A 12,242-nucleotide genomic window follows, 5' to 3' on the forward strand; every position below is an offset into this window, starting at 1 on the left:
TTTTACGCTAAATACGATGGATCCAGTTGATAAAGCAACGCTTTCGGCGTTACCTGAGGTCCTTGGTGTGGTCGAAAGTAGCGGTCAGTTTCAGGTGATCCTCGGGCAGCAGGTGGGGCATGTTTTTTCCGCCATTACACAATTAAAAGATACGCTGAATCCCGCAGAACTGTCGGTTGACAGCCCCCCTGTGGCGATTAATAGCAGCGCCCTGAAGAAAAAAGAAAACGGTATATCCAGTCTCCTTGGGATTATTTCGGGAATTTTTACGCCGATTCTCCCTGCCATCAGCGGGGCGGCAATGATAAAAACATTGCTTATTGTTCTGGTGATGCTTGGGGTGATGGATAAAACATCACAAACCAGTATGGTGCTGAATTTCGCGGCGGATACCACATTCTACTTTCTGCCGATTATGCTGGCCTATACCGCAGCGATGAAATTCAGCATGAACCCGTTTGTGGCGATGACGCTGGGCGGCATGCTGCTGCATCCCACCTTTACCGCGCTGGTGGCCTCGCATACGCCCATCAGTTTCCTCAATGTGCCGGTATCGCTGGTGCATTACGGCTCCACGGTTATCCCGATCATCCTGGTGGTATGGATTGCCTCGTGGGCGGAAAAGCTGGCTGAAAAACTCTCTCCGGGCGCGATCCTGTTCTTTATGAAACCGTTCCTGACCCTGTTAATCATGGTGCCCCTGGCGTTAACGGTTATCGCCCCCTTTGGTGATTACATCGGTAAAGCGCTGGGGGTTGGGATCTCCTACGTCAACGACCACTGCATCTGGCTGCTGCCCTTTATCATGGCGGTGTTCTCGCCGATTTTTATCATGACCGGGATGCACTATGCGGTCACCATGCCGATTACCTTCCAGTCCTTAGCGACCAATGGTTTCGACATGATTGGCGCGGGTTTCTTAGTCTCAAATATTGCGCAAGGTGCCGCAGCGCTGGCAGCTGCACGCTTTGCGACAGATCGAGATTTTAAAGCGCTGGCTAACGGCGCCGGATTTACCGCATTACTAGGGATTACGGAACCGGCACTGTACGGCGTCAATTTGAAACTGAAGAAGCCTTTCTATGCCGTCTTACTCGCCGGGGGAATTGGCGGGCTGTTCGTGGGCATCATGGGCGTTAAGCGGATGACGCTGGCGCCGACAGGACTCACCACGCTGCCGGTCTTTATTGACCCTGGCAATAGCATGAATATTGTGTACGCCATTATGGGGGCCGCCATCAGCTTCTGCGCAGCGTATTTATTAACCACCGTATTAATGAAATATGAGTTAAGTCATAAAACAGGAGACATTAAGTGAAAACAGGTTTTGACGCGGATTTTTTATTTGGTGGTGCGATTTCAGCAGCGCAGGCCGATGGGGCATTTACAGCAGACGGGAAGGGCCTGGATACACAGAATATTCGTTATTTTGACCCCGCGTGGAACCGCGCAGAGCGCGATCATAACCGTAATATTAATATGACCACGGCGCGTTTCAATGCGGCGCTGAAGGCGATTGAACCCGGGCACTATCCTTTTACCCGCGGTATCGATTTTTATCATCGTTATCAGGATGATCTGGCGTTGATGGAAGAGATGGGGATGAAAGTTTTCCGCACGTCTATCGACTGGTCACGTATTTTTCCAGACGGTGATAACGAAACGCCTAACCACCAAGGGATTCAGTTTTATATCGACCTGTTTGACCAGTGCCATCAGCGCGGCATGAAAGTGTTTGCCACCATCCTGCACTACAATATCCCGCTGAACCTGGTGACCGAATATGGCGGCTGGAAAAACAGAAAGGTGGTGGACTTCTATCTGAAGTTTGTCCGGGTATTATTTGAATCCCTCGGGGATCGGGTCGATTTCTGGTTACCGTTCAATGAGATTAATGCTGGGAAATTTAACCCCTATAACGGTGTGTGCCTGATTAAGGATCAGGAAGAGGATTACGAGTCGGCGATTTTCCAGTGCCTGCATCACCAGTTTATTGCCAACGCGCTGACGATCAAACTGGCCCGCGAGATCCTGCCGGAAGCCAAAATTGGCGGCATGATCGCCCGCTTTACGACCTATCCGGCCACCTGTAAACCGGAAGATGTGCTGGAGACGTTGCATAAAGAGCAATACTCCAACTATTTCTACACCGATATTATGGTGCGAGGGGAGTACCCTGCCTATATGGCGCGCTATTTCCACGACAACGGCATCGTCATTCAGAAAGCGCCCGGGGATGATGCGCTGTTGAAAGCATATACCATTGATTTCCTCAGTTTCTCCTATTACATGTCGATGGTGGCAACCACCGACAAAAACTGGGAAACCACCGGCGGCAATCTGGTCAGCGGCAACAAAAACCCGTACCTGAAGGCGAGCGACTGGGGCTGGCAAATTGACCCCATCGGCTTACGTATCACCTTAAACCAGTTTTACGACCGCTACCGTATCCCGCTGTTTATTGCCGAGAATGGCATTGGCGCGGAAGATGTGCTGGAACAGGACCTGGCTATCCATGACCCGTATCGTATCGCGTATCTGCGCGAGCACGTGCAACAGATGAAAGAGGCGGTGATCGATGGCGTCGAGCTGATCGGATACACCATGTGGGGGATTATTGATATCGTCTCCTGCGGCACGATAGAGATGTCAAAACGTTATGGCGTCATCTATGTCGATCTGGATGACCAGGGTAACGGCAGCCTGCGTCGCTATAAGAAAGACTCGTTCTTCTGGTACCAAAAATGTATTGCCTCTCACGGCGAAGACCTTAGCTAAGCGGCATTCACCCCAAAGCGGCAGAGCGGTTCTGCTGCTTTGTCGGATGGTGAGGCCGGTGCAGCGGGGCTGGCGGACAATAAATTATAGTTGCCCCGACGCACGCTCCGGCACGGGGGGCATGCTGGCGGGCGGGGCAGTGTTTCCACGATTCAGCGGCGGGGCGGGTGACCCCTGGCGCAGTCTCTGTGACATGGCATGTTTTTCATTTTTGCTGTTTAGCCGTCTTCGTAGGTGGACAGCTGTCGGTGCCCTGCATAATGACTTTTTCATTTTGCGCGCCGGTACCATAGATGCAAATTTTACCCTCATCGGTCTGGACTTCTTCCTTGAGTGGCAAAATAACGTCCTGAGCAATGGCATTGCATGACATCGCTGCAATCAACGCGAGGGTTGTCACTGCTAACGTTGGTTTCATCGGTTTTCTCCTGAGGTCAATCTCATCTTGAGATCTTCTGCATAATCATAGTGTAAGGGGATATCTGGTTTTATGGTGGTGTGACGACTGCTGAGCAGAACGGGTGACCACGTTCTGCAACAAAGAGAGGAAAATGCCTCTCTTTGAATGGGGTGACGAACGGGATGAGCGGATGCTGCTGGCGGTATCTATTGTGTGTCGCATCCATCACCCCGCTTTTGTTACGCGCGCTGAGCCGACGCTTCAGCCTGGGCGAGCGCATTTTTGTGCTCTTGTGCCAGCAGCTGTTTTTCGTATGCCTTCAGGAAAGGCAGGTACATGACGGCCGATGTTGCCATACATATCAGGCACATAATGACAGGGCTAACGCTCCAGTTCGCGGCCCAGGAGGCGCCAATTGGGGCTGGCGTTGTCCATGGCGTCATGGAAACCACCCGGCTGACTAAGTCGAAGTCCAGAGCAAACCAGGCAAGCGTGGCGTTGACCATCGGCACCAGTACGAAAGGCAGAAAGAACAGCGGGTTCATAATGATCGGCGCACCAAACAGAATGGGTTCGTTGATATTAAATAAGCCCGGTACCACTCCCATACGGCCAATCGTGCGCAGGTGGATAGCCTTGCTGCGCAGCAGCAGGAACGCTAACGGTAAGGTGGATCCCACTCCGCCAATCAACAGATAGTGATCCCAGAAACCCTGCACATAAATGTGCGGGATCGCCGTACCTGCCGCCATCGCGGCCTGGTTAGCGGAGAGGTTCGCCATCCAGAACGGGTTCATGATCCCCGTGACAATTAAGGCACCGTGGATACCGGCAAACCACAGTACCTGGCAGACCAGCACCGAGAGCAGAACGGCCGGCAGCGTATCGGAGGCGGCGACCAGCGGTTTCACCAGCGACATGATCGCTTCCGGAATAATCATCCCCAACTGTGCTTCGATAAACAGGTTCAGCGGGTGCAGGGTCAGCACGACTGCCAGCACCGGGATCAGGATTTCGAACGATCGTGCCACCCCGGCCGGGACTTCAGGCGGCAGGCGAATGGTGATGTTATGCCGTTTCAGGAAGGCATACAGCTCGGTGGAGTAAATCGCCACCAGGATGGCGGTGAAGATCCCCTGGCCCGAAAAGTAGGCCGTGGAAATATGGCCATCCTTGAGTGGGGCTGCCACCAGCAGGAAGGCCATTAGCGACAGCATGCCGGCGGTCAGTGAATCGAGATTATGATGTTTTGCCAGGCTGGCGGCAATGCCGACAGAAATGAACAGGGTCATGACCCCCATGCTGAAATTAAACGGCAGCATGAGCGCATCGCGATGGGCCAGAGAAAATTGCAGCCACGCTTGTGCAAATCCCCAGGTGGTATCCGGTGAGAACGGCGGAAAAATAAAAACCAGCATAAATGAGCCGACGATCATAAACGGCAGGGCAGTAATAAAGCCGTCGCGGATCGAGGTGACATATTTCTGCTGCCCGACCGCGCCGGCCATCGGGGTAATTTTCTGTTCAATGACGTTAATGAGTTTCGAATACAGAGCGCTCATCGCTTTTCCCTTGTTATTTGTTATCTATCAGGGACAGGGCATCACCGAGAACTGCCCCTCGTTTCTGACTGTCAGCACCCATCATGTGATGGGCATCTACCGTGATGCCCTGTGTATCGTTCTGTTTGGGCAAATCACGTTATGTCTTCACCCCTTTTTCACCCGCAGCCTGGCAGGTATCCCGGTAGAGCAGCCCCCAGGATCTTTTCCATCACAATGCCTTCACTGGCTGGTCTGGACTATAGCTATTGCGAGATGTAACGGAAAGCGCTTTCCGTTCATGGATGGATTAATTGTGATTAAGATCACCAGAAATAATGAATTGCGTACAGTCTGCTGCAGATATCAGGGTGAAGATGCGCAGTTATCGAAAAAAAGTTTGAAGTCTCATCGGTGTTATTTGACCTTTTTCTGTTGTTACTCACTTTTCTCCGTTGGCTGGATTTCCGCTATCGCTGCCCGTATTCTTTTTTAAATTAGCGCGCCATTGCGTCATGATTGGTATATTTTGTGTTATTTATTAGTGCTTTGAGTCGTTTTCTCTCATGGCTTTCTGCCCTGGCTTTTACGGGTGCTCCGGGATGTTGTCCCTGATAAAAAAGCGTTTTTGTAATGGTGGATGGGCGATGACGGCAATTTCATTGCCTGGATATATTATTTCCGTTCCCATCTTGGTTTTGCCATCTCAGCGCCTTTAAAAATTCCATCTTGCTGCCATTAATAACGAATGTAAGCATTTTTATGTGATTTTAATCACGAAAATATTCTTTTTTATCTCAGATGTGTGATTTGAACCGGTAAATATGGAAAGCGCTTTCCGTTTGGGGATATACATTTCCTTTTTTGAGCCGTACATTTCCACTGCAACGTTAAGCAGTGCAAATAATAAACAAAGGGATCATATGAGAAAGCTAATTAAATCAATACCTCTGTCCTTGATCGCCGTAACGGTAATGAGCAGCTACGCCAGCGCAGATGATAAATACGATTTTCAACTGCACGGGTACATGCGTTCCGGGATTCTGGCTAACAGCGACGGAAACCGTGCCAACTCCGTGGGGTTAATGCCGGATGGCAAATGGCGTCTTGGTAACGAAGAGGACACCAAAATTGAACTGATTCCAACGGTGACGCTGAAATCAGATACCGGTGCAGTGGCCCGTATTCAGGCCAACCTGACGCACCAGACCAAATGTACCGCCGACTGGAACTGTCGCGATGACGACGGTCATGATGTTCAGTTCCGTGAAGGTTTTGCTGAACTCAGCAACCTCGATTTTGCTCCGGATGTCACCTTTTGGGCCGGTAAGCGCTACAGCAGCTCTAACACCTCCAGCCACCAGTTTGACTGGGAGTACATCCAGTACAACGGGACCGGCGGTGGTTTTGACAATATGGACCTCGGGTTCGCCCGTTTTGATGCCGGGGTTTATGCCTTCTCGCCAACCGATGAAACGGATGCCTACCCGGTTGATCAGGGCGACAAGGGCTACCCGGACGATTATTCCCTCAACCTGTGGTTCAAGAAAATTGGTGGCACCGGTCTGGACCTCGAATTTATCGGTCACCATATGAACCGCAACGAAAACCATCCGACGGCGGCAGAAAAAGGCTACGGCTTTACCGGGGTGTACAACTTTGATGGTTTTTATGGCCTGACCGGCGGGTATTCCCGCATTGCCTTCCAGTACGGTAAAGGGCTGGCCGCCGCTGACTCGCTGGGTAAAAACGGCTGGGGCTGGGCGAACCTTGAAGATACTCAATCCTGGCGTGTGGTCCTCGATAACCTGGCGACGATGGGCGATCTGGAAATCTCCACCTTCGCGTTCTACCAGAAAGACAAAAATTACCGCTGGTGGACCAGTGATGAAAATGGCTGGGGGCGCTCCATGTGGGTCGCCGGTATTCGACCTTATCACCAGATTACCAAGAACTTCGCCATGCAGTACGAGCTGGGTTATGAGTATCTCGACGATAAAAACTACATGGGGGTCGATGGTAAAGGTAAGGGCGGGCTGACCAAAGTGACCATCGCGCCAACGCTGACCTTTGATTCCGGGTTCTGGGCTCGTCCGCAGCTGCGCTTCTTCGTCACTTATGCCAAGTGGGATAAGGGCGTATCTGATGCACTTGATGGTAGCTATGACTGGAGCACCGGCAGCATCACCTCGGGCAGTTATACCCGCTCGGGGAGTTCTGACACCCTGAATTTTGGTATTCAGGCTGAAGTCTGGTTCTAAGGAGAAGAACGATGTTTATCCCCGTAAAAAAAATCCTGTTGGTTTCACTGCTGTCAGCACTGGGATGTGCTGGCGCAATGGCGGCGGAACAGTCTCATTTTGAGCACTTTATTACCCGTGATGGTGCGCAACTGAAAGATGGTAATAGCCTCTTTCGTTTCGCCGGGATCCATGCCCCGGAACTGCATCGCATCGAAGATGATGCGCGCGGAACCTGTAAAGCTGACCCCCGGGGATGGGGGCAGTACTTTAAGTGGCCCACCGCTGACGAGCAGGAAAACTGGATCAAGGCGATGGTAAAAACGGGTGCGAAGGCACAGCGTGTTTATGTGCTCTCCGTGCAGCAGGAAAATGACAAAGCCTGTGGTCGTGAAACGCATATCCTTGCCCCCGAAACGCCTGACGGTATGCCACGGCTGAACGAAACGGCGATGAAAGTGTACGACAACATGATTGCCGAAGCGGACAAGCAGGGCTTAAGGCTGATTCTGCCGTTTATCGACCACTGGTGGTGGTGGGGCGGGCGTGAACAGCTGGCGGCGTTTTACCATGAAAAACCAGAAGATTTTTATCGTACAGACAGCAAAACCTATAAAGCGTATCAGGACATTATTCGTCAGGTGATTACGCGTGTTAACAGCGTTACGGGTCGTCACTATTACGATGAAAAGGCCATTATGGCCTGGGAGACGGGTAACGAACTGGAAGACACCAATGCGAGCTTCCTTAAAGAAACCGCCGCCTGGATCCGCAAATGGGCTCCGCATCAGCTGATTGTCGACGGAACCTATAAAAAGATTAATGATTTTTCCATCAACGATCCTAACGTCGACATTGTCAGTAACCACTATTACACCAACGCGGGCAACAACCATCCCGATCAGGTACGCAAAGATCTGGAGGCCATCGGCGGTAAAAAGGTTTACCTGGTCGGCGAGTTTGGTCTGCTGGACCACAAAGAGCTTAACAACATCATGCAGTCTATCGTGCATACCGATGTTAATGGGGCGCAGGCGGCTGGTGGCTTTATCTGGGGATTCCGTGGCCATCGTCATGACGGCGGATTCTACTGGCACAAAGAGTATACCGGCCACTATAGCTACCATCTGCCGGGCTTCCCGGTAGAAGGTAACGCTAACCAGGAAATGGACGTGGTCAATCTGGTTCGCAATGCGTCTGCGCAGATGGCCGGCCTGAGCGCAGCGCCTGCGCTTCCCGTACCGGAAGCACCGAAGCTGAGAGCGACGGATTCACCTTTTGCCATCAACTGGATGGGGGCGCCGGTCGGTCGTTATTACGATATCGAGCGAGCCACCAGCGCCAAAGGGCCGTGGAAGGTGGTCGGGAAGGATGTCTCTGATGGGGTCAATGAGTGGGATCCGTCAAAAATGGCGCTCTTCCGTGATGACTACAGCAGCCTGCAATTAGGGAAAACCTACTACTACCGCGTCATTGCGAAGAACGAAAGCGGTGCATCAGCGCCTTCTAACGTTATCAGCGTTAAACACACCCAGCAAAACCTGGCGCCGGTGGTGACGTTGAGTGACGCCCTGACCACCACTCAGGATAAAGGCGTTCCGCTCGTTGCCACGTGGACTGACGACGATCTCCCTGCGCGTCACGTCACGGTGGCGTGGAGTACCGGTGGTAACGACAAGGCGCATGTGTGTGACAGCAGCAAAGCCGAAACCCGGGCCTGGTTCTCCGCTCCTGGCGAGTACGACCTGACCTTTACCGCCAACGATGGTCTGCTGAAGGCGAGCAAAACGGTGAAGGTGTCGGTCAGTGAACCTGTTGGCAAGCTGCCTGCGGATTATTGCAAATTTGGCAGCGAGGTCCTGGATGTTAAACAGGGTGAGCTGAACGTCGTGAAAAGCAGTGAAAACCAGCTGACTATTGCTGACGATGGCTTCCTGGGACCTTTTGCCAATGATGGCGATAAGGTGACGTGGAAGGTGAACGCCCCCTGGGAAGGCAAATACGCCCTGCATGTGAAGTTTAATGCGAAGTGGGGAGGTAAGAAAAACTCCTTCGTGGTTAACGATGGATCGCCGATCGGCATTGAGTTCCCGCAGACGGATGAAAAAGGCCAGCAGCTCGTCGTGCCTGTCACCCTGAAGGCCGGTGAAAACGTGGTGAGCTTCGGTAAGTTTTCGGGCGACTGGGGCTATATGTTTATTCAGTCTATTGCCGTGACTGCTGAGTAATGGCTTTGGCTGCGTCCATTGGGCGCAGCATTTTTTTATCAGGAGGGGCTATGACCCGGTACCCATTGCACGATAACGCCCCGTTCTGGTTTTCAGAACGGGCATCCCGTCCTCGCTTCACCCCCGGTGTATTGTTCAAGGTGGCCTTATGACTCAGGTATTTTACCGTCTGCGCAACAACATTAAGAACTATGCCTGGGGTAGCCGGACCGCCCTGAATACACTGTTTCATGTGCCGAACCCTGACGATCAGCCGCAGGCCGAAATGTGGATGGGAACGCATCCGGCGGGATGCTCTGAGGTGGAGTGTGGGCAAAGCGCCAGGTCGCTGCAGACCTTAATTGCAGAGGATTTGGCCGCTATGCTGGGCGAACGCGCTGCCACGCGCTTCGGGCAGCTTCCTTTTTTGTTGAAATTCCTTGCCGCCGACAGCGCGCTGTCTATTCAGGTGCATCCCAATAAAAGGCAGGCGGAAGCCGGTTTTGCCCGGCAGGGGAATCAACCGGGAGAAGCCTATAATGACGACAATCATAAACCTGAGCTGGTGTATGCCCTGACGCCATTTATGGCCATGAATGGCTTTCGCCCGTATCAGGAGATTGTGAACCATTTTCTGCGGCTCAATGCGCCCGAGCTGACCGGCGCGCTGACCGAACTGCGTAGCAATATGACCGCTGACGGCTTGATGCATTTTTTCCTCAGCCTGATGCAGCTGGATCCGGCGCAGCGCGAAAGCGTACTGGCGCGCTTATCCGAATGTATTGATAACGGAGGCCTCAGTCATCTGACTCCGTTTATTACCCGGCTTCAGAGCGACTATCCAGGCGATATCGGCACCCTGGCTCCGCTGTTTTTGCACTGCATTACGCTTAACCCCGGCGAAGCGATGTTCCTGTGGGCCGGCACGTTGCACGCCTACGTGAGCGGTACTGCGGTTGAAGTGATGGCCTGCTCCGATAACGTGCTCCGGGCCGGGTTGACGCCCAAAAATATCAATCTGGCAGAGCTGGTAAAATGCACGGTATTTACGCAGACGCAGGCCGACAGACTTAAAATGGGCGCCGAGAGCGTCGACGTGACGCATCGCTACCCGATCCCTGTGGAGGATTTTCAGTTCAGCATTATCGACCGCTGCCAGCAAAAAATCATCCCGGTCACCAGCGCGCAAATACTGCTGGTATTACAAGGCACGGCGACCCTGTGTCACCCTTGCGGTGAAACGCTCACGCTCTCTGCCGGGCAGTCTGCTTTTATTCCGTTTTTGGCACAGGGATATCAATTGTCCCTGGAGGGGAAATGTTGCCTCGTCAGCTATTAACGGCGGCGTGAATCTGCCTGCATTTATTTTAGCCTTCATGCTTCATCCTTAGCCTTTCATCTTTATCCCTCATTCCGGACAGACCTGTCCGGTTTTGGCCACACTGCCGTAGGCGGTGCTGGCCTGTTTTTAATCGTCTTATATCAATAACCCCAAGCAGCGGTCGTGGCAGTGAATAATAATAGGCTGCATTTAATTAGCGTGGTAAATATCATGCGTTCATAGGATTCGTCTTAAACAAATACAGGGAGGAGCTTTTTTAACGGGGATTATTAAGAAAATGTAATGATTTTGGCCGCCAGCGTGGAAAGATATTTAAAGCATTAAAATAAAAATAACAAAATAATCGATGTAATATTATCAAGTTAATAACAAAAATGCGAGGTGCGGTTTAACTACTTTTAAAACAATGAGTTAAAACAGAGTTTTCAGCCAGGTCTGACCTCTTTTCTTGTTTTGCTATGTCAAATAAGATGCGGTTGTCCAACATAGTCTGTTGAATAAATTTGCCGGGTTTGCAACGGCACTGGTCAGATTAAAAATAAAATAAGACAGGGTTAAAAATGAAAAAGAGAGCAATAGCAGTGATGGGGATGATGGTCAGTTCGTTATTTCTTTCGGGGTGTGTCATCGCGCCCGCAAAGGAGGGGCATCGTCACCATCATGCTGACAAGATGATTACGCGCGACGGGGTTTCTTTGCCGGACTGCGAAACCTTACCTGATGCCAGTCAGGCCGATAATGGCTCGCGTTGTTGGTACCGTTGAAAGGGTCAGTAAATGAAAGTGAAATATATTATTAGTGTGGCGCTGATTGCTGGCTCATTGTTTCAGCCGGTATTTGCGATCAGCGAAGCTTATCGCGCACAGCTGGAACGTTCAGGATGTACACAAGTGAGTGACGCAAATGGTACATGCCATGTCGGGCACGCCTCGCACCAGTATCAGGACGCGGACAACCCTAAGCGCAACGCCAGACGCGAGGCGGCTGAAGATATTGCACACGATCTCGATGCCAATATTGCCGGGATGTATCAGGGGCAGGCCGTCGATTTTATGCAAGAGGAAGGCTGGCATTCTGTCAATGATGAGCATACCCGCTGGAAAAAATCAGGCTTCACGGTGGCGTTTGATATGACCACCTCCGGGAGATTAGCCGGAGTCACGGTACAATAAAAAATGTGGCCGTGAATGGTGACACAGGGATGTGATATCCCGGCTGTGTATTTAACGTGAGTGTTTATACTCGAACGATCACCAGTATATTGAGAAAATATCATGTCTGAGGAAGTGAAGATAAAAAGAACGCTTCTCGGGAAAATATTTCTATGGCTGTTTATTGCATTTTGTATCTGGTTTATCTATTTCACCCTGGATGAAGGGGTATTCCTTTTTAGTGAAATGAATAATGGTGTGTCAATTGAAATGTTTTCAACCGAGCTTTCTATTGTGCTGGTAATTACGGTGGTGCTATTTATTTTGGGGGCGGCGATCGGTTTTCTGGCATGGCTGACGCGGCCGACGGCAGATCAGGAATCCCGGGATCATTTCTGGTCGTGACCATAACGATAATCCTGCTAACCCGGTTAGCAGGATTATTCGCGTTGGCGGCCCTCGTCGCTTACTTCCTCAGCAGTCAGACAGGCATCCGCGCAGCAGTAAGATTTTTCTCGCCAATAGCATCAATATGTTACGTCTGTCTGGGAAATTGATAGCCGTAGCCTATATTGACCTGCCG

10 protein-coding genes are annotated in these 12,242 nt (G+C 51.5%); 8 read left to right on the plus strand and 2 right to left on the minus strand.

The window, feature by feature from the left end:
* Positions 1 to 16 precede the first annotated feature (16 nt).
* Both ACMYSO_RS22920 and ACMYSO_RS22925 read left to right on the plus strand, forming a co-directional pair.
* Complete coding sequence (locus tag ACMYSO_RS22920) at positions 17 to 1,318, plus strand: PTS transporter subunit EIIC (RefSeq protein WP_434670862.1); 1,302 nt, start codon at positions 17 to 19, stop codon at positions 1,316 to 1,318.
* On the plus strand, positions 1,315 to 2,778 hold the full coding sequence (locus ACMYSO_RS22925) for a glycoside hydrolase family 1 protein (protein WP_434668215.1): 1,464 nt from the start codon (positions 1,315 to 1,317) through the stop codon (positions 2,776 to 2,778). Before ACMYSO_RS22920 ends, ACMYSO_RS22925 begins: the two co-directional genes overlap by 4 nt.
* Before the next feature lie 205 nt (positions 2,779 to 2,983).
* Here the strand turns inward: ACMYSO_RS22925 and ACMYSO_RS22930 are convergent, their stop codons facing one another.
* Positions 2,984 to 3,196: a hypothetical protein gene (locus ACMYSO_RS22930; protein ID WP_434668218.1), complete on the minus strand. Its 213-nt coding sequence runs from the start codon at positions 3,194 to 3,196 to the stop codon at positions 2,984 to 2,986.
* A 221-nt stretch (positions 3,197 to 3,417) separates the two neighbouring features.
* Positions 3,418 to 4,740 carry a PTS sugar transporter subunit IIC gene (locus tag ACMYSO_RS22935; RefSeq protein ID WP_434668220.1) on the minus strand — a complete coding sequence of 441 codons (1,323 nt, stop codon included), beginning with the start codon at positions 4,738 to 4,740 and terminating at the stop codon, positions 3,418 to 3,420.
* A 902-nt stretch (positions 4,741 to 5,642) separates the two neighbouring features.
* On the opposite strand from ACMYSO_RS22935, the gene ACMYSO_RS22940 reads away from it, so the two are divergent.
* The 6 genes from ACMYSO_RS22940 (at position 5,643) to ACMYSO_RS22965 (ending at position 12,064) form a co-directional block, all read left to right on the plus strand.
* Entirely contained in the window at positions 5,643 to 6,980 is a 1,338-nt protein-coding gene (locus tag ACMYSO_RS22940) for a maltoporin (protein WP_434585619.1), read from the plus strand.
* An 11-nt stretch (positions 6,981 to 6,991) separates the two neighbouring features.
* Positions 6,992 to 9,187 (plus strand): CBM35 domain-containing protein, encoded by a 2,196-nt coding sequence (locus tag ACMYSO_RS22945; RefSeq protein WP_434668223.1) that lies wholly within the window; start codon positions 6,992 to 6,994, stop codon positions 9,185 to 9,187.
* A 148-nt stretch (positions 9,188 to 9,335) separates the two neighbouring features.
* Positions 9,336 to 10,505, plus strand: a complete 1,170-nt coding sequence (gene manA, locus ACMYSO_RS22950; protein ID WP_434668226.1) for a mannose-6-phosphate isomerase, class I — start codon at positions 9,336 to 9,338, stop codon at positions 10,503 to 10,505.
* Between the two features lie 563 nt (positions 10,506 to 11,068).
* Positions 11,069 to 11,272: a hypothetical protein gene (locus ACMYSO_RS22955; protein WP_434668229.1), complete on the plus strand. Its 204-nt coding sequence runs from the start codon at positions 11,069 to 11,071 to the stop codon at positions 11,270 to 11,272.
* 12 nt (positions 11,273 to 11,284) lie between these two features.
* Positions 11,285 to 11,680 carry a hypothetical protein gene (locus tag ACMYSO_RS22960; RefSeq protein WP_434668232.1) on the plus strand — a complete coding sequence of 132 codons (396 nt, stop codon included), beginning with the start codon at positions 11,285 to 11,287 and terminating at the stop codon, positions 11,678 to 11,680.
* Positions 11,681 to 11,782: 102 nt separating this feature from the next.
* On the plus strand, positions 11,783 to 12,064 hold the full coding sequence (locus ACMYSO_RS22965) for a hypothetical protein (protein WP_123753707.1): 282 nt from the start codon (positions 11,783 to 11,785) through the stop codon (positions 12,062 to 12,064).
* The last annotated feature ends 178 nt before the right edge of the window (positions 12,065 to 12,242 follow it).

It is taken from the genome of Klebsiella sp. B345, assembly GCF_051131735.1.
Classification (GTDB): domain Bacteria; phylum Pseudomonadota; class Gammaproteobacteria; order Enterobacterales; family Enterobacteriaceae; genus Klebsiella.

Bases quoted from the DNA above. Each gene is read 5' to 3' on its own strand.
- ACMYSO_RS22920 (WP_434670862.1), top strand. From the start codon at position 17: ATGGATCCAGTTGATAAAGCAACGCTTTCGGCGTTACCTGAGGTCCTT.
- ACMYSO_RS22930 (WP_434668218.1), bottom strand. From the start codon at position 3,196: ATGAAACCAACGTTAGCAGTGACAACCCTCGCGTTGATTGCAGCGATG.
- ACMYSO_RS22935 (WP_434668220.1), bottom strand. From the start codon at position 4,740: ATGAGCGCTCTGTATTCGAAACTCATTAACGTCATTGAACAGAAAATT.
- ACMYSO_RS22940 (WP_434585619.1), top strand. From the start codon at position 5,643: ATGAGAAAGCTAATTAAATCAATACCTCTGTCCTTGATCGCCGTAACG.
- ACMYSO_RS22945 (WP_434668223.1), top strand. From the start codon at position 6,992: ATGTTTATCCCCGTAAAAAAAATCCTGTTGGTTTCACTGCTGTCAGCA.
- manA (WP_434668226.1), top strand. From the start codon at position 9,336: ATGACTCAGGTATTTTACCGTCTGCGCAACAACATTAAGAACTATGCC.
- ACMYSO_RS22955 (WP_434668229.1), top strand. From the start codon at position 11,069: ATGAAAAAGAGAGCAATAGCAGTGATGGGGATGATGGTCAGTTCGTTA.
- ACMYSO_RS22960 (WP_434668232.1), top strand. From the start codon at position 11,285: ATGAAAGTGAAATATATTATTAGTGTGGCGCTGATTGCTGGCTCATTG.
- ACMYSO_RS22965 (WP_123753707.1), top strand. From the start codon at position 11,783: ATGTCTGAGGAAGTGAAGATAAAAAGAACGCTTCTCGGGAAAATATTT.